The sequence below is a fragment of the Actinoplanes missouriensis 431 genome (genome assembly GCF_000284295.1).
Lineage (GTDB): Bacteria > Actinomycetota > Actinomycetes > Mycobacteriales > Micromonosporaceae > Actinoplanes > Actinoplanes missouriensis.
Window position 1 is genome coordinate 7,971,601 of the sequence record NC_017093.1, and the last position, 16,472, is coordinate 7,988,072.

The 16,472-nt window shown below is 72.2% G+C and carries 17 protein-coding genes; 8 read left to right on the forward strand and 9 right to left on the reverse strand.

Going from position 1 to position 16,472, the window contains the following annotated elements; all coding sequences use genetic code 11:
- Positions 1 to 3 precede the first annotated feature (3 nt).
- From AMIS_RS36265 to AMIS_RS36275, 3 genes are all read right to left on the reverse strand, one after another.
- Positions 4 to 2,586 carry a hypothetical protein gene (locus tag AMIS_RS36265; protein WP_014447454.1) on the reverse strand — a complete coding sequence of 861 codons (2,583 nt, stop codon included), beginning with the start codon at positions 2,584 to 2,586 and terminating at the stop codon, positions 4 to 6.
- An 84-nt stretch (positions 2,587 to 2,670) separates the two neighbouring features.
- Positions 2,671 to 3,219, reverse strand: coding sequence for an LOG family protein (locus tag AMIS_RS36270; protein ID WP_014447455.1), 549 nt, complete (start codon positions 3,217 to 3,219; stop codon positions 2,671 to 2,673).
- Position 3,220: 1 nt separating this feature from the next.
- Entirely contained in the window at positions 3,221 to 3,994 is a 774-nt protein-coding gene (locus AMIS_RS36275) for an LOG family protein (RefSeq protein ID WP_014447456.1), read from the reverse strand.
- 157 nt (positions 3,995 to 4,151) lie between these two features.
- Here AMIS_RS36275 and AMIS_RS36280 point away from each other — a divergent pair, with 157 nt between their 5' ends.
- Complete coding sequence (locus tag AMIS_RS36280; protein ID WP_157435188.1) at positions 4,152 to 4,331, forward strand: hypothetical protein; 180 nt, start codon at positions 4,152 to 4,154, stop codon at positions 4,329 to 4,331.
- Here AMIS_RS36280 and dapE read toward each other — a convergent pair.
- The gene (gene dapE, locus AMIS_RS36285; protein ID WP_014447458.1) at positions 4,328 to 5,398 is read right to left on the reverse strand and encodes a succinyl-diaminopimelate desuccinylase; all 1,071 of its coding nucleotides are present in this window, start codon (positions 5,396 to 5,398) and stop codon (positions 4,328 to 4,330) included. The genes AMIS_RS36280 and dapE overlap by 4 nt on opposite strands.
- A gap of 67 nt (positions 5,399 to 5,465) precedes the next feature.
- Here dapE and dapD point away from each other — a divergent pair, with 67 nt between their 5' ends.
- Positions 5,466 to 6,413: a 2,3,4,5-tetrahydropyridine-2,6-dicarboxylate N-succinyltransferase gene (gene dapD, locus AMIS_RS36290; RefSeq protein ID WP_014447459.1), complete on the forward strand. Its 948-nt coding sequence runs from the start codon at positions 5,466 to 5,468 to the stop codon at positions 6,411 to 6,413.
- Here dapD and AMIS_RS36295 read toward each other — a convergent pair whose 3' ends face one another.
- The gene (locus tag AMIS_RS36295; RefSeq protein ID WP_014447460.1) at positions 6,414 to 7,235 is read right to left on the reverse strand and encodes a LysR family transcriptional regulator ArgP; all 822 of its coding nucleotides are present in this window, start codon (positions 7,233 to 7,235) and stop codon (positions 6,414 to 6,416) included. It abuts the gene before it with no gap.
- 71 nt (positions 7,236 to 7,306) lie between these two features.
- On the opposite strand from AMIS_RS36295, the gene AMIS_RS36300 reads away from it, so the two are divergent.
- The 5 genes from AMIS_RS36300 to AMIS_RS36320 all read left to right on the forward strand — a co-directional run bounded on the left by AMIS_RS36300 (position 7,307) and on the right by AMIS_RS36320 (position 11,974).
- Positions 7,307 to 7,906 (forward strand): LysE/ArgO family amino acid transporter, encoded by a 600-nt coding sequence (locus AMIS_RS36300; RefSeq protein ID WP_014447461.1) that lies wholly within the window; start codon positions 7,307 to 7,309, stop codon positions 7,904 to 7,906.
- A gap of 35 nt (positions 7,907 to 7,941) precedes the next feature.
- Positions 7,942 to 8,994 (forward strand): DNA polymerase III subunit beta family protein, encoded by a 1,053-nt coding sequence (locus AMIS_RS36305; RefSeq protein ID WP_041831624.1) that lies wholly within the window; start codon positions 7,942 to 7,944, stop codon positions 8,992 to 8,994.
- 131 nt (positions 8,995 to 9,125) lie between these two features.
- A complete protein-coding gene (locus tag AMIS_RS36310) occupies positions 9,126 to 9,875 on the forward strand; it encodes a class I SAM-dependent methyltransferase (RefSeq protein WP_041831625.1) in 750 nt (249 codons plus the stop codon).
- Between the two features lie 337 nt (positions 9,876 to 10,212).
- The gene (locus AMIS_RS36315; RefSeq protein ID WP_014447464.1) at positions 10,213 to 10,893 is read left to right on the forward strand and encodes a hypothetical protein; all 681 of its coding nucleotides are present in this window, start codon (positions 10,213 to 10,215) and stop codon (positions 10,891 to 10,893) included.
- 82 nt (positions 10,894 to 10,975) lie between these two features.
- Complete coding sequence (locus AMIS_RS36320) at positions 10,976 to 11,974, forward strand: SDR family oxidoreductase (RefSeq protein WP_014447465.1); 999 nt, start codon at positions 10,976 to 10,978, stop codon at positions 11,972 to 11,974.
- 55 nt (positions 11,975 to 12,029) lie between these two features.
- Here the strand turns inward: AMIS_RS36320 and AMIS_RS36325 are convergent, their stop codons facing one another.
- Genes AMIS_RS36325 through fdxA form a run of 4 tightly spaced genes read right to left on the reverse strand, consistent with a single transcriptional unit; the run spans position 12,030 to position 15,434 of the window.
- On the reverse strand, positions 12,030 to 13,277 hold the full coding sequence (locus tag AMIS_RS36325; RefSeq protein ID WP_014447466.1) for a DUF4407 domain-containing protein: 1,248 nt from the start codon (positions 13,275 to 13,277) through the stop codon (positions 12,030 to 12,032).
- 50 nt (positions 13,278 to 13,327) lie between these two features.
- The gene (locus AMIS_RS36330) at positions 13,328 to 14,002 is read right to left on the reverse strand and encodes an SIMPL domain-containing protein (RefSeq protein ID WP_014447467.1); all 675 of its coding nucleotides are present in this window, start codon (positions 14,000 to 14,002) and stop codon (positions 13,328 to 13,330) included.
- Positions 14,003 to 14,010: 8 nt separating this feature from the next.
- Positions 14,011 to 15,111 carry a succinyldiaminopimelate transaminase gene (gene dapC, locus AMIS_RS36335; protein ID WP_014447468.1) on the reverse strand — a complete coding sequence of 367 codons (1,101 nt, stop codon included), beginning with the start codon at positions 15,109 to 15,111 and terminating at the stop codon, positions 14,011 to 14,013.
- Complete coding sequence (gene fdxA, locus AMIS_RS44450; protein ID WP_014447469.1) at positions 15,108 to 15,434, reverse strand: ferredoxin; 327 nt, start codon at positions 15,432 to 15,434, stop codon at positions 15,108 to 15,110. Before fdxA ends, dapC begins: the two co-directional genes overlap by 4 nt.
- Positions 15,435 to 15,516: 82 nt before the next feature.
- Here fdxA and AMIS_RS36345 point away from each other — a divergent pair, with 82 nt between their 5' ends.
- Positions 15,517 to 16,470 carry a GNAT family N-acetyltransferase gene (locus AMIS_RS36345; RefSeq protein WP_014447470.1) on the forward strand — a complete coding sequence of 318 codons (954 nt, stop codon included), beginning with the start codon at positions 15,517 to 15,519 and terminating at the stop codon, positions 16,468 to 16,470.
- The last annotated feature ends 2 nt before the right edge of the window (positions 16,471 to 16,472 follow it).

The window sequence follows — 16,472 nt, forward strand, 5'->3', positions numbered from 1 at the left end:
CATCTATGAGAGCACGCCGGTACGACGTTCTTCGTCAGCGAGGTACGCCTGGATCCGCTGGAGCTGGGCCACGGCGACCGCAGGATCGACCGCGAGCAGGCTGTGCGCCCGGGCGAGTTCGGTGATCAGTTCGGGCTCGCCGGACTCCGCGTCCTGGCCGTCCCAGACGTCCACCAGGTCGGCTCGCTCGGTGAAGAGGTCGAGCACGGTGGCGTAGTAGAGCAGCGCGGCGCCGATCGCGGTGGCCGATCCGCCGCCGGACAGCTGCCCCTCGGCTGCGGCGCGCAGCTCGGCGCCGGTGCCGCCCGGCCACTCCGGGTCGGCGAGCAGCTCGCTCAGCTTGCGGTCCGGCTCGTCGCCGGTGTGCAGCCGGAAGCCGCGTTTGACCGACTGCACCTCCAGTTCGACGAGGTGGTGCGCGAGGTAGTCGACCGAGCTCGGACCGTGCGACGACCGGTGTACGTCGATCATGTTGCGGGCCGTCCGGAGCACATCGCGCGGCATGCCACCGGCGAGACTGTGGCAGAGCACCCAGGCCCGGTCGGGCACGCCGGCGATCCGGTGCCGCAGCAGGTCCACCGACTCCCGCAGGGTCAGCGGCCGGAGCCGGATCACGTGGTCGAACGCGCTGTCGAAGACCGTGCGCATCCGCACCACCCGCCGTTCGAAGTTGGCGAGCGCCTCCTCCGAGACCGAGACCAGGTAGACGCAGTGCGGCACGCCGAAGATCGCCTTGATCTCGTTGACGAACAGCTCGGCGGCGGCCGGGTCGGCGATCCGGTCCGCCTCGTCGATGCCGATCAGGAGCTTGCCGCGCCCACCGGTCTCGGACCGCCACCAGTCGGCGACGTCGGCGGCGAACTGCCGATAGCTCTGCACCACGTCGGGAAGGGTGTGCGGCTGTTCCGCCCACTGCCGCGCGCGCCGCCAGCCGGCCTGCATCGACGACTGCCCGAGGCCGGCGCTGCGCTCGGTGGAGACGGTCTGCAGGTACCGGGTCTGCCGCAGCCGCCGGGTCGCCTCGGCGGCCAGCGCGACAGCAGTCGCCGGCCGCGGTCCACGCACCCAGACCGCGATGACCAGCAGCGTCGTGGCGGCGAGCGCCCAGGTCCACGGGAGCTGCGGCAGCGGGTACCGCTGTGTGAACCACTCCCGGGTGCCGGGGAAGACCAGGGCGAGCGCGCAGACCACGGCGGCGGTCAGGATCACCGCCGCCAGCGCCCGCCGGACCCGCCCCAGCACGCGCCGCAGCCGGCTGGGCGCCTGCCGGGCGCCGAGCCGGTCGAGGACCACCGCGCAGAGCTCGGCGTAGAGGTGCAGGAGGAAGTCCTTGGGCTCGTACCGGACCGGGGCCGCGACAACCAGGCCGAGCGTGGTCTCGTTCTCCGGACCGGTCAGCGACGAGAGCATGGTGGTCTTGCCGACGCCGCGGGCGCCGCTGATCGCGACCGCTCCGGCGCCGAGGTCGAAGACGAGCGCGCTCAGCCGGTTCGCCTCGTCCCGAGCGATGACCTGGTCGGTGGTGAGGGCGGCCAGACCGGGTGCGGTACGGATCTGCAGGGTGGGCGGGTCCTGCGTGTTCGCCACCTTGCGGTACTCGTCGAGCAGCCGCCATCGGACCGCGGCCGTCAGGTCGGCGCGCCAGGCGTGCCGGGCGCTCACCGAGCCGGAGACGGTGCGGCTCACGATCGCGACCACCAGCACGGCACCGACCGCCCAGCTCGCCAGCAGCACCCAGAGGTCGGGCCGGGGCATGTCGTCGGCGGGTACCCATCCGGGCCATCGGGCGAACTGCCGCAGCGGATCGAGCGAGCCCAGGTACAACGACCGCAGGGCGGCCCAGACGACGCTGACCAGCCGCGGCACGACGAGGATGCCGATCGGGATCGCGGCCAGGGCGACCAGGATCAGCCGGAAGGTCCGGCGTACGGCCTCCTCCCGGCTGCGTTCGGTGGCGTCGAAGAGGCCGGTCTGGTCACGCAGGCCGCGCTGGACGATCGTGCGCCAGCTGACGTCGAACGCGGCGCTGAGGCCGAGGAACTCCGAGGTCGACTCCAACGGGACGGCCAGCTTCTCGCAGCGGCTGCGATGCCAGCCCAGCACCCCGTCGCTGATGATCTCGCCGATCAGGTCCAGCAGCGCCTCGGCGGTGAGGTCCTTCCAGACCGGGCGGCCGAAGATCCAGTGCTGCCGGGCGAACGCGATCCGCCACCGGCCGAGCAGGAGCACCGGCCCGGCCGCCGGCGGCTGGGAGGCCTGCCACTCCACCCGGACCCGGCCGCGACGGTGCATGGGCACGAGCACCGTGACGATGTCTCCCGGCCGGGTCGGGCGGGTCGCGGAGGTGGGCGTCCAGAACGCCGACGGCGGATCGTCGACGACGACCCGGGCCTGGACCACCCAGATGATCACGTCGTCCGGGTCCACCACGGCCTCCACCCGGCCGGGCCGCTCGACGTAGAGCAGGTCCTGCAGGCGTACCCAGGCGAAGAGGGAGACGGCCAGGACCGCCACGCCGCCGGCCGCGGTGAAGAAGCGGCCGGCGAGCAGCAGCACGGCAGTCGCGCCGAACAGGCCGGCGAGCACGTGAAGGAGAAATCGCCTGGCGCCCACATCGGAATCTCACCGTCAAAGCCCGTGGTGGGCAAGACCCGGTGTGACAGCGGGCGGTCAGGCGGCGAGCGCGCCCTCGATCAGGCCGACCGCTTCCGGCACGGTCCGCGCCACCAGGATCATCTCCATCGCGGCGGGCCGGACGAACTTGTCGTCGACCAGCTTGTTCAGCCAGGTCAGCAGGCCGTCGTAGAAGCCGTCCGGGTCGAGCAGCACCATCGGTTTGCGGTGCACGCCGAGGGTCGCGGTGGTCCACACCTCGAAGAGCTCGTCCAGCGTGCCGAGGCCGCCGGGCAGGGTGATGAAGGCGTCCGATCGCTCGATCATGAGGTTTTTCCGGGAGCTCATGTCGTCGGTCACGACCAGCTCGTCGGAGCCGAGATCGGCCACCTCGAGGTCCATCAGGCACTGCGGGATGATCCCGAGTGTGCGGCCGCCGGCGGACCGGGCGCCGTCGCCGACCGCGCCCATCATGCCGACGCAGCCACCGCCGGAGACCAGGACGTGCCCGCGCTCGGCGAGGACCCGGCCGGTCTCCTCGGCCAGGTCGAGCCAGCGCTGCTCGAGGGTGGTGGAGGAGGCGCAGAACACGCAGACCGATGCCACGTCAGCGCTTCCCCTCGGCGAGCGCCGCGTCGGCGTCCACGATGATCCGGACCGCCTCGGCGACGTCGTCGGTGACCTGTATCAGTTCGAGATCCATGGCGCTGATCTTGCCCTCGTCGAGCATCCGGCGCTTCATCCAGTCGAGGAGGCCGCCCCAGTACTCCACGCCCATCAGGATGACCGGGAAGCGGGTCACCTTCTTCGTCTGGACCAGCGTGATCGCCTCGAAGAGCTCGTCCAGCGTGCCGAACCCGCCCGGCAGCACGACGAAGGCCTGCGCGTACTTCACGAACATGGTCTTGCGGACGAAGAAGTAGCGGAAGTCGATGCCGACGTCGACCCAGTCGTTGAGGCCCTGCTCGAACGGGAGCTCGATGCCGAGCCCGACGGACATCCCGCCGGCCTCGGTGGCTCCCCGGTTCGCCGCCTCCATGACGCCGGGACCGCCGCCGGTGATCACCGCGTAGCCCGCCTCGGCGAGCGCCGCGCCGAGGCTCTCGGCCAGCTCGCACTCGAAGCTGTCGGAGCTGCTGCGGGCCGAGCCGAAGACGCTGACCGCAGGCGGCAGGTCGGCCAGGGTGTCGAAGCCCTCGACGAACTCGGAGAGGATGCGCAGTGCCCGCCAGGCGTCCTTCGTCTTCCACTCGCCGCGGTGGTGCGAGTCGAGCAGTTTCTCGTCGGCCGTGCTCGGCGGGATGGAGTCGCGGCGCAGAGTGACGCCTCCACGGTGACGCTCCGGGCCTGGACTCGATCGCCCGTTGGTGCTCTCCGTCATGCGTCAAAGGTAGTGCGGACGGTCAGCACCCGGTGAATAACCGGGTGCGTTTCGGTAAGAGGATTGCGACTCGCCGACCTTTTTGCCAGATTGAAGCAACCGACCGTAGCCCTGTGACGTCTGTACTGTTACCGACCCCAATCACTGGCAGGTGCCTGTGACCAACCGATACGAGCGCCTCAAGATGCAGCGCCGCATGCAGCGCCGGATCCGCCTGGTGGTGGAAGAACGGCGGATGGCCTTCGCGGCACGTGACACCGAGCCTCCGGTGGACCCCGAGGCCACGATGGAGATACCGCTGCGCGCCGTCGGCCGCGTCACGGTTCAGCCAGGCTAGGGCGCCAGCCAGCGGTACAGCGTGGCCGCCCCGTCCCGGATCTTGCCAATCTCGACGTGCTCGTCGGGAGCGTGCGCGAGCGCCGGATCGCCGGGTCCGTAATTGAGCGCCGGGATGCCGAGCGCCGCGAACCTGGCCACGTCGGTCCAGCCCAGCTTCGCGGCCGGCTCGATCCCGATCGCACCGAGGAAGTCACGGGCCGGCGCGGCGTCCAGTCCGGGCAGCGCGCCCGGCGCCGAGTCGGTCACCTCCAGGTCGTACCCGTCGAAGATCTCGCGCAGGTGGTCCAGGGCCTGCTGCTCGGAACGGTCCGGCGCGAACCGCAGGTTGACGTCGACCCAGGCCTCGTCGGGCACCACGTTGCCGGCGATGCCACCGGAGATCCGGACCGCGCTCAACCCCTCCCGGTACGTACAGCCGTCGATCGTCACGGTCCGCGCGTGGTAGCCCTCGAGCCGCCGCAGCACCTCGCCCAACGCGTGGATCGCGTTGACCCCGCGCCACGCCCGCGCGGTGTGCGCCCGCCGGCCACGGGTGTGCACCCGCACCCGCATCGTCCCTTGGCAGCCCGCCTCGACCACCCCGTACGTCGGTTCGAGCAGCACCGCGAAGTCGGCCTCCAGCCACTCCGGGTGCGCGCCGGCGACCAGGTTCAGCCCGTTGAACTCGGACTCGATCTCCTCGGCCTCGTAGAAGAGGTAGGTGATGTCGTACGCCGGGTCGGGCAGGGTCGCCGCGAGGTGCAGGGCGAGGGCCACCCCGGATTTCATGTCCGACGTGCCGCAGCCGTAGATGAGGTCCTCGGCGACAGTGGACGGCCAGTTGTCGTTGATCGGCACGGTGTCCAGGTGGCCGGCCAGCACGACCCGCTGCGCGCGACCGAGCTCGGTGCGCGCCATCACGGTGTTTCCGATCCGGTGCACGGTCAGGTGCGCGACCCTGCGGAGGGCGTCCTCGACGCAGTCGGCGATCACCTTCTCGTCGCGGGAGACGGACTGGACGTCGACCAGGGCGCGGGTCAGCTCGACCGGGTCTACCAGCACGTCCGGGGTAAGCGGGTTGGCCATGTGCGCACCATACCGGTGGTCGCCGAGCACGCTGATGGCTCGTTAGGGGTCCGGTAGGGTTCGGGTCGTGGAAACCGCGATCTCGACTGTGCCCGCCTGGGGCATCGGCCTTGCCACCGTGACCGCCGAGGGGCAGGTGCTCGACACCTGGTTCCCGGCCGGCTACCTCGGTCTGGGCGAGGAGCCCGCCGACGCTCCGGCGCTCCCGGCCGGGCAGACCGGCCCGAAGCTGCTTCCCGGACTCTCGACGGTTGAGGTCCGCGTCACGATCAAGTCGCTGGCCGACCCGATCGCCGACGCGTCCGACGCGTACCTGCGGCTGCACCTGCTCTCGCACCGCATGGTCCGGCCGAACGCGCTGAACCTGGACGGTGTCTTCGGCAAGCTGGCGAACGTGGCCTGGACCTCGGCCGGCCCGTGCCCGCCGGAGCGGGTCGACGAGCTGCGCTTCCTGGAGCGCGCGGCCGGCCGCCAGCTCGCCGTCTACGGCGTCGACAAGTTCCCGCGCATGATCGATTACGTGGTCCCGGCCGGCGTGCGGATCGCCGACGCGGACCGGGTCCGGCTCGGCGCCCACCTCGCCGCCGGCACCACCGTGATGCATGAGGGATTCGTCAACTTCAACGCCGGCACGCTCGGCACCTCGATGGTCGAGGGCCGGATCGTGCAGGGTGTGGTGGTCGGCGACGGCTCGGACATCGGCGGCGGTTCGTCGATCATGGGCACGCTCTCCGGCGGCGGCAAGGAGAAGGTGCGGATCGGCGAGCGCAGCCTGCTCGGCGCGAACGCCGGTGTCGGCATCTCGCTCGGCGACGACTGCGTGGTGGAGGCCGGCGTCTACATCACCGCCGCTTCCAAGATCACACTGCCCGACGGCCGTGTGGTGAAGGCCATCGAGCTGTCCGGTGTGAACAATCTCCTCTTCTGGCGGAACTCGGTGTCCGGCGCGCTGGAGGCGAAACCCCGCAAGGGTACGGGCATCGAGCTCAACAGCGCCCTGCACGCGAACGACTGACTAGACGCGTAACGACCGGGCGGCCGCCGTGCGAACGGCGGCCGTCAGCGTTTCCAGGATCTCCGACTCGATCTTCCAGCGCTGCCAGTGGAGCGGCACGTCGAGGAACCGGCCCGGCACGATCTCGACGAGCCGGCCGGTCTTCAGATCGGGGCGCGCGTGCTGCTCGGGCATCATGCCCCAGCCGAGCCCCTGCCGGATGGACTCCTCGAACGACGCCGCGGCCGGGACATAGTGCGCCGGCGGCAGCGGCAGGTCCCCCAGGAACCGCTGCTGCAACTCGTCCTTGCGGTTGAAGACCACCACCGGCGCGGTACCGGGATCGGTCACATCGAGGAAGGGCGCGGCCACCGCGAGGTACCGCATCACGCCGAGCCTCTCCACCCGGCAGCCCTGCACCGCCACGTCGTCCGCGGTGACCGCCGCCATTGCCGTCCCCGAGCGCAGCAACTCGGCGCTGTGGTCCTGGTCGTCGACGTGCAGCTCGAACCGGACCCCGGGAACGGCGGTCAGCACCGGCAGGAACCAGGTGTTCAGCGAGTCCGCGTTCACCACGATCGACAGCCGGGCGCCGTCGCGGGCCCGGGCCAGCGCCTCCCGCTCCAGCAGCGCGACCTGACCGGCGAAGCGGACCAGCGCCTGTCCGGCCTCGGTCGCCGCGCACGGTTTGCCGCGCCGCACCAGCACCTGACCGACCGCCTGCTCCAACGCCTTGATCCGCTGGCTGACGGCGGACGGCGTGACGTGCAGCGCCCGCGCCGCCGCCTCGAAGCTGCCCTGCTCGACCACGACCTGGAACGTCGCGAGCTGCACCTGATCCACGTAAGGAAATCTAATCCTTCGTCAGAATCTTTAGCTGGAGTGCACGGGCCGGAGAACCTAGCGTCGAGGACATGCTCACCTCCGCCCTGGCCGGTTTCGCCGCGTCCGCCGTGCTCATCATCGCCATCGGCGCCCAGAACGCGTTCGTCCTGCGTCAGGGGCTGCGCCGGGAGCACGTACTCCCGGTCGTTCTGACCTGTGCCTTCTCCGACCTCGCGCTGATCTGCGCCGGCATCGCCGGCCTCGGCGCCGTGATCAACGCGCAGCCCGGCCTGGTCACCGCGATCTGCTGGGTCGGCGCCGCCTTCCTGCTCGGTTACGCCGCGCTCGCCGCCCGCCGGGCCCTGCGCCCGCAGCGGCTGGAGACCACCGGCCAGGCGCCCGCCACCCTCCGCGCGACGCTGCTCACCTGCCTGGCGCTCACCTACCTCAACCCGCACGTCTACCTGGACACCGTGCTGCTGCTCGGCTCGGTGGCGCAACAGCATCCGCACCGCTGGCTGTTCGGCATCGGCGCCGCCACCGCCAGCCTGCTCTGGTTCGTCGCGCTCGGCGCCGGCGCACACCGGCTTGCGCCCCTGCTGGCCCGGCCGTCCGCCTGGCGGGTGCTGGACGGCCTGATCGCCACGGTGATGACCGCCCTGGGAATCACGCTGATCGTGCAAGCTTGACTCTCCAGCAGGTCGAGACACCAGGGTCGGACACCGTGAGCGAGACACGAGGCATCGGCGACGCGGCGCGGGCGAGTGGTCTGAGCGTCAGCGCGCTGCGCTACTACGACGGCGCGGGCGTGCTGGTCCCGGCCGTCGTGGATCCGGTGACCGGCTACCGGCGGTACACCGCCGAACAGATCACCGCGGCCCGGCTCATCGCCGGGTTGCGGCGGGTGGGCATGCCGGTCGCGGACATCGCGCAGGCGGTCCAAAACCTTTCCGACCCTTCCCGGGTACGGGGAAGGCTGGCCGCCCACCTGGCCCGGCTGGAAGCCGGGCTGGCCGACGCCCGTCGTGAGCTCCTTCGTCTGCACGCGCTGCTCGACCTGGAGGAGAACCTGATGACCCGCCTGACCCTGTCCACCACCGCGCTGTGTGCCGCGCTCGACGCGGTCCGCTTCGCGGCGGCGGCCGCCACCGACCCGATTCCGCCGGGCGTGCTCTTCGAGACCGGCGAGGGGATGCTCACGCTCGTCACGACCGACCGTTACCGGCTCGCCGTCGCCACCGTCCCGGCCGAGGTGGAGGGTCCGCCGGCCCGGCGGTTCCTGCCACTGGACCTGGCCGACGACATCCACGGCCTGCCCGCCGGGCGGGTCACCCTGGACCTCGCCGCGGACCGGGCGCGGGCGCAGGCCGGCGACGTGATCGTGGAGGGCAAGCCGATCGAGATGGACTTCCCGGACTACCGGCGGCTGCTGCCGGTGCCGGCGGAGGGGACCCGCCGGATCGCGGTGGACACGGCCGCCCTGCGCGAACGGCTCGCGGCGGCGCCGGTGGTGCCGAGGGAGCACGACGGTCAGCCGTACCCGGTCTCGGTCCTCGGCCTGGACCCGGCGGGAAGCCTGCGCCTGGGCACCGAGGGTGAGTGGGAGGCGGACCGGGACGCGCACGTCGCGGTGAACCGGGAGTTCCTGCTGCAGGCGCTCGACGCGGGCGGGCCCGGTCAGCTGGTGCTGGAGCTGGACGGCCCGCTGCGGCCGCTCGCGGTCCGGGTGGCGGGCGACGACACCCGATTCTCACTGTTGATGCCGGTGCGTCCCTGACCGTACCGTGCTGGGCACCCGTCCCTGGTCAGAGCGCCGCTGGTAACCGTTCAGACACAGTCCGGCACCGGTACCGCAAGGGACCCGTGATCGAGTCGCTGTTCCGGCGCGGGCCCGGCTACGTTTCCCGGGTGCGCAGCAACCGGCAGGGGGAAGATCTCAACGCCGCGGCTACCGGCGCCTCCATGACCGGGTGGGAGTTCGCCTGGCTGGACGGGCTGGCCGTGGAGTCCGAGCCGTCCTGGTCGTACCCGGAACTCGCCCGCCCGCTGCTGCGCCGTTCCGCCAGCGTGCTCGACCTGGACACCGGCGGCGGCGAGCTGCTCGCCGAGCTCGCGCCGCTGCCGCCGCACACCGTCGCGGTGGAGAGCTGGGCCCGCAACACCCCGGCCGCGGCGGCGCGGCTCAGCCCGTTCGGCGTGCCCGTGCGCACCGAGCTGCCCGCCGGGGAGAACGAGTTCGACCTGGTCCTGAGCCGGCACGGCCGGCTGCCCGCGCCGGACATCGCCCGCCTGCTCAAGCCGGGTGGCGTGCTGCTCACCCAGCAGGTCGGCAGCGACGACCTGGCCGATCTGAACGTCGCGCTCGGCGCCCCGCCACCGCATCCCCGCCGGTGGGACGCCGAGGTCGCGGCCGCCTCCCTGCAGACCGCCGGCCTGCGCGTGACGGAGGTCCGCGAGGAGCACCCGCCGGTGACCTTCCGGGACATCACCGCGGTGGTCCACCAGCTGCGCACGGTTCCCTGGCAGATCCGCGACTTCACCCCCGAGCGATATGAACGGGCCCTCGCCCGGCTCGGCGCGCTGATCCGGGCGCGAGGAGAGTTCACGGCTCGGGCGCACCGGTTCCTGCTGCGCGCCGAGCGGCCGCTCGCGGTCTGAGCCCGGCGGGCGTCGCGGCTCGTCGTTACCCGGCCGTCGGGGCTGGATGACGCGGTTCCGGCTGACCGGAATCGCCTGCCCACGCAACGGCGTCGTGCGATGTCATCACTCAGGTGGGTTAAACCGTATGGCCACACCTGTCCGATTTATGCACTGGAAGGGCGTACGGAAAACCGATCACATCGGACATCTCCATCGGGGAACGTTGGATGAGCGCCGACACGGCACATTCCACGTGCCGCCGCGTCACCGGTCGTCGAGTCACGGGCCTTCGAGAAGGAGCGAGCCGCATGTCCCACCGCAGCGCACCACCCGCGGCCGCCGGGGAGGCCGTCCGGTGAATCGGCGCGACGTCCTGACGACCTTCCGGGAGAGCGGCGCCCGGCCCAACCGCGGGCCCGGCGACCCGCACCGGGACTGGTCCCGCGGCAAGCCGCCGGAGCCGGGCATCGAACTCGATCCGGCGGACCACGAGGAGCCCACCTGGGAGGTGCACCGCCCCGGCTCACCCCGGCGGCGGTTCGACCGCCGGGCCCGGATGATCCTCACCGCCGCCGCCGTCGCTGCCCTTCTCGCGAACGCCGGCGCGGCCTGGGCGTACTGGCGGTTCACCGGCCCCGGCGACGAACCGGTCGCCGACGCCGGCCCGGCCACCGGCGGCGCCCCGTTCGAGCTCGCGCTCAGCGGCACCTCCGACCCCGAGCAGACGCTCACCGCCGACGGCTCCGGCAACCTCACCGTCACCGTGACCAACCAGCATCCGGTGCCGATCCGGATCACCGCGATCCGGCCCGGCGCCGGGCCTGCCACGGCCGACGACGCGCACCGCGACGCCGGCTGCTCGGCGCCGCGGGTCACGGTCAGCCGCGAGGTGTTCCCGGTCGCCTGGGACGTCCCGAAGAACACCGTCGGGGCGTTCGTGCTGCCCGGCGCCGTCTCGATGCGGGCCGGTGGTCCGGCCGCGTGCCGCGGCGCGACGATCATCGTGCCGATGCGGGCTCAGGCCGTACGGCGCTGATGGTCTCGGCAAGCCCGGCCCGGCACCCAGCCGGCGGCGGGCCACAGGTTTTCCCGGCCCCGATCCGGTCAATCACTGTGGCATGACGCGGATCTCGGTGGTGACCGGCGCGAGCGCCGGAATCGGACGGGCGGTGGCCCGTGGACTTGCCGCACGCGGAGACGCCGTGGCACTGCTCGCACGCGGCGAGGACGGCCTGGAAGCCGCGGCGGCCGAGGTGCGCCGCGCCGGTGGCACCGCCCTCCCGATCGTGGTGGACGTCGCCGACGCCGCAGCGGTGGAGGCCGCCGCGGACCGGGTGGAGAAGGAGCTCGGGCCGATCGACCTGTGGGTGAACGACGCGTTCTCCAGCGTCTTCGCGCCGTTCCTGGAGATCGGGGCGGACGAGTTCGCGCGGACCACCGAGGTGACCTACCTGGGGTACGTCCACGGCACCCGCGCCGCGCTGTCCCGGATGATCCCGCGTGACCGCGGCGTGGTCGTCCAGGTCGGCTCGGCGCTGGCCTACCGGGGGATCCCGTTGCAGAGCGCCTACTGCGGCGCGAAGCACGCGGTGCAGGGCTTCACCGAATCGGTACGTGTCGAACTGCTCCACGACAAGCGCAACGTGCACGTGACGATGGTCCAGATGCCGGCCGTCAACACCCCGCAGTTCGGCTGGGTGCTGTCCCGGCTGCCCCGGCACGCCCAGCCGGTGCCCCCGATCTACCAGCCGGAACTCGCCGCCCGGGCGGTGCTCTACGCCGCCGACCACCCGAAGCGCCGGGAGTACTGGGTCGGCGGCTCGACCGCGCTCACCCTGGCCGCGAACGCCGTGGCACCCGGCCTGCTCGACAGGTACCTGGCCCGGCAGGGCTTCGACAGCCAGCAGACGTCTCAGCCGCACGACCCGGACCAGCCGGTCAACCTCTGGTCCCCGGCCGACGGGCGGGACGGGCCGGACGCGGGCGCGCACGGCGAGTTCGACGATCAGGCGAAGAACCGCAGCCTGCAGCTCTGGGCGTCGCAGCACCACGGTCTGCTGGCCGGCGCGGCGGGGGTGGCCCTCGCCGGGGCGGCCTGGGCGATGCTCAGGCGCTGATCCGGGGCCGTCTGGGCGATGCTCAGGCGCTGATCCGGGGCCGTCTGGGCGATGCTCAGGCGCTGATCCGGGGCCTTCGTACCGGCGTCTCCATCGTGGCCGGGTCCACCACGACGGCGGTGTGCAGGACCGCCCGTGCGTGCTCGGTGGCGGCCCGGACCAGCTGGTCGTCGTGGCTGGCCGCCTCGATCCCGTCGGCGATCACCTTGGCGGTCGCGTCGCCGTACGTGCGGGCGTCGTGCACCTCGCGCTCGTGGATCAGCGACGCCTCGTGCTCGCGCAGCCGGGCCGCACGTGCCTCGGCCCGCTCGTAGGCGTTGCCCCGGGAGACGAACTTCAGCGCGATCGCCGCGCAGTCCAGGGCGACGAGCAGCAGCGCGATGCCGAAGTAGAAGACGCCGATCCCCCAGAAGTCCGCGGTGATCAGGTGCCACATCGCCGCGGTCCGGGCGCCGAACCCGGAGTCGCCCCGGACCACCGCCGTGTTCGCGGCGTGCTCGGAACGGATCAGCTCGGTCAGCCGGGACTGCTCGGCCGCGCGCGCCACCCGGGCCGCCGACTGGTCCCGCTGCAGCGCGGCGGCCTGCCGGTCCAGGGCGGCGGCCTGGTCGTCCAGCCTCCGCGACCGCTGCACCAGGTGATGGCAGTACCCGCCGGGCGGGCAACCCGGGCTGCGGGTCACGCCCCGTCCCGCCGAGTCCGCGAGGGCCTGCCGGTAGAGCAGCCGGGCGTCGTCCCGCTTGACCTCCGCACGGCCGGTGAGCGCCCGCACCTCGGCGTCCTCGCGGGCGGTGTCCTCGCGGAGCGCGGCCAGAGCCGTGGTGAAGCCGGCCGCCGGCCCGTTCGCGTCCAGCGCGCTGATCTGCCCGCTGTGCACCTCGGCCAGCCGGGCGTCGATCTCGCCGCGGTACCGGGCCAGCATCAGCGGCTCGGTCACCACCACCGCGAAGAGCAGCGCCAGGCCGACCCTGCCCAGGTAGAGGCCGGGCGTCGGCGGGCGTAGCAGGTGCCGCGGGTCGGCCGAGTCGAGCCGCTCGTAGTTCACCGCCACCCGGCCGACGACGGTCCGGTCGTACGCGACCACCCCGATCGCCACCAGCGGACCGACCACCCACTGGTACCAGGGGTGGGCGTAACCGGTGCTGGCGTCGATGAACGCGGCGCCACCGGCCGTCGCATAACCGAAGTACAGAATGATGAAGACACCGATCGAGCGGTACAGGACGCGATCCGAGTGCGTCGTCACACTCCGGGGATTCACGTTCGCCACTCGCAGCAACAGGTGCCCGAGGCCCGTGCGCATGCTGCCGAGTCTGTCCGACGGCCTCGCCGCGCGTTCGCCGAATCGCGGGATCAGGTGCTGGTGGGACGGCCCGGCAGGATGGGTCGGCTGATGGTGACAGTGACCCGGACCTGGGCGCGCACGGTCTGCGCCTCCGGTTCCAGATCGAGCGCCGGCCCGCTCTCCGCGCCGCGCGCCCGCGCGCCACCGGCCGCGAACGCCACCGGGGTGTAGCCGTCGTCGAGCCCGGCCCCGCCGTCGTTGATCTCGACGAGTTCGGCGATCTCGGCGCCGACCGCCGACGCGTACTCCGCGGCCCGGGACAGCGCGTCGGTGATCGCGGCGCGGCGGGCCTCCGCGCCGGCCCGGCTGCCCGGCCGCAGCTGCCACCACGGCCCGTCGACGGTGGTCAGCTCCTCGGCGGCCAGCCGCAGCATCAGGTCGCCGAGCACGGTGAAGTCGGTGACCAGGACCTGGGTACCGATGCTGCCGTGATAGGCCGCGATCTCCTCGCCGCGCCGCTTCGTCTGCGGGTGGACGTGCAGGCCGGTGGTCTCCCGCCGCTCGATCGCGGCGGCGAACCCGTCCAGCGCCGCGGTGATCGCGGCCGAGCGCTCGGCGAGCCGCTCCAGAACGGACTCCCGGTCGCGGCCCTTCGCGGCCGTCCGCACGTGGACGACCGCGATCTCGGGCGGCACCTCACGGACGGCCTCGCCCCGGGCCACGATCACCGGCGAGCGCTCCACGCTCGACCTCAGAACGGCTCGGCGAGCCGGTCGGCCGCGGCCGCCACCCGCTCGTCGGTCGCGGTCAGGGCGATCCGCACGTGCTTGGCCGCCGCCGGGCCGTAGAAGGCGCCGGGCGCGGCCAGGATGCCGCGCCGGGCCAGTCGGTCGACAGTGGTCCAGCAGTCCTCGTCGCGGGTGGCCCAGAGGTAGAGCCCGGCCTCCGAGTGACTGATCGCGAAGCCCGCCTTGGTGAGCGCGGACCGCAGGGTGTCGCGACGGGACGCGTACCGCCCGCGCTGCTCGGCCACGTGCGCCTCGTCCTCCAGCGCGGCGACCATGGCCGCCTGCACCGGCGCCGGCACGATCATGCCGCCGTGCTTGCGCACCGCCAGCAGCTCACCGACCAGGGCCGGGTCGCCGCCGACGAACCCGGCGCGGTAACCGGCCAGATTGGAGCGTTTGGAGAGCGAGTGCACGGCGAGCACACCGGTGTAGTCGCCACCGGTCACCTCGTCGGACAGCACCGAGACCGGGGTGGTCTCCCAGCCCAGCGAGACGTAACACTCGTCGCTCGCCACGACCACGCCGCGCTCGCGCCCCCACGACACCACCTTGCGCAGGTGCTCGACGGGGAGCACCTTGCCGGTCGGGTTGGACGGCGAGTTGATCCAGATGAGCTTGACCCGACGGTCCGGGCCGAGCGCGGTGAGCGAGTCGGACCGGATCACCTCGGCGCCGGCCAGGCGGGCGCCCACCTCGTACGTCGGGTAGCAGACCGACGGGATGACCACGACGTCACCGGAACCGATCCCGAGCAGCGTGGGCAGCCAGGCGACCAACTCCTTGGACCCGATCGTGGGCAGCACGCCCAGCTCACCGGAGGCGCCGCAGGCACGCGACAGCCAGCCCGCGATCGCCGCGCGCAGCCGTGGCGTGCCGGCGGTCAGCGGGTAACCGGGCGTGTCCGAGGTGTCCGCGAGGGCCTGCCGGACCACCGGCGGGACCGGGTCGACGGGGGTGCCGACCGAGAGGTCCACGATGCCGTCCGGATGGGCCGCGGCGATCGCTTTGGCCGGCTCCAGCAGGTCCCAGGGGAAGTCCGGCAGGGCCGACGACAGAGCGCTCAGTGCCCTTCTCCGCGCGGCGGCTGGGCGATCACGAACGTGGCGTCCTTGTCGATCTTGCCGACCTTGGAGGCGCCACCGGGCGAACCGAGGTCCTCGAAGAACTCGTAGTTCGCGTTCGTGTAGTCCTTCCACTGGTCCGGCACGTCGTCCTCGTAGAAGATCGCCTCGACCGGGCAGACCGGCTCGCAGGCACCGCAGTCGACGCACTCATCGGGGTGGATGTAGAGCATCCGGTTGCCCTCATAGATGCAGTCGACCGGGCACTCCTCGATGCATGCCTTGTCGAGCACATCGACGCAGGGCTCAGCGATGATGTAGGTCACGGGTCTTCCCTTCAAAGCCACGCCGCGCGAACCGTCGACGACGAATTGCAGAGCCTAGTATTCCCGTCGAGGGAGGTAATGCGTGCTCCGACAACAGGATGTGGGACACCGGGTGGTGGTACGCCGAATTGTAGGCGTAACCGGAGACCGCGCGCTCTTCACGGATGCGCTCGGTGAGCTCGTCGACCTGACGGAGACCGATCTCACACTCGCGACCGCGAAAGGAACGGTACGCGTTCCGCTGCGTGAGGTGCACCGCGCCAAGCGGGTCCCGCCCGCCCGGCGTGCCGTCGCCGCCGATGTGATCTCTCTGGAGCTGGCCGCCGACGAGGCGTGGCCCGCCCCGGTCCGCTCCCGGCTCGGCGGCTGGATCCTGCGCGCCGCGGACAACTGGACCGGCCGCGCCAACTCGGCGCTCGCCGTCGGCGACCCGGACCGGCCGCTGGACGAGGCGATCGACGCCGTCGTCAGGTGGTACACCGAGCGCGGCCAGCAACCCCTGATCAACGCGCCGATGCCGCTCGCCGCCCCGGTGAACGCGGCGCTCGACGAGCGCGGGTGGACCACCCGGCCGCTCACGCTGGTGCAGACCATGCCGCTGGCGGCCCTGCTCAAGACGGCGGCCGGCAGCGGGCTTCCCCCGGTCGATCTGGCCGACGCCGCCTCCGACGAGTGGTACGCGATGGTCGCTGAGCACAAGGGTGCTCTACCCGGAACGGCACTGCGCATTCTCAACGGCGTACCGGAACGGGTTTTCGCCCATGTCCGGGACACCGACGGCGGGTTGCTCGCGGTGGCCCGGGGCGCGGTGACCGGACCGGACCGCTGGCTCGGCATCTCGCTGCTGCAGACCGCGCCGGCCGCCCGCCGCCAGGGACTGGGCGCGCACGTGGTGCGGGCGCTGGCGCAGTGGGCGTCGCAGCGCGGATCGACCCGCGCGTACCTCCAGGTGGAAGAGCGCAACGCGGCGGCGGTCGCGCTCTACAACCGGCTCGGGTTCACCACCCACCACACCTACCTGACGCGGCAGCTCTGAAA

Excerpts from the sequence above, each read along its gene's own strand:
- AMIS_RS36325 (WP_014447466.1), bottom strand. The coding sequence starts at position 13,277 with ATGCGCACGGGCCTCGGGCACCTGTTGCTGCGAGTGGCGAACGTGAAT.
- AMIS_RS36275 (WP_014447456.1), bottom strand. The coding sequence starts at position 3,994 with ATGACGGAGAGCACCAACGGGCGATCGAGTCCAGGCCCGGAGCGTCAC.
- dapE (WP_014447458.1), bottom strand. The coding sequence starts at position 5,398 with ATGGCCAACCCGCTTACCCCGGACGTGCTGGTAGACCCGGTCGAGCTG.
- AMIS_RS36320 (WP_014447465.1), top strand. The coding sequence starts at position 10,976 with ATGACGCGGATCTCGGTGGTGACCGGCGCGAGCGCCGGAATCGGACGG.
- AMIS_RS36300 (WP_014447461.1), top strand. The coding sequence starts at position 7,307 with ATGCTCACCTCCGCCCTGGCCGGTTTCGCCGCGTCCGCCGTGCTCATC.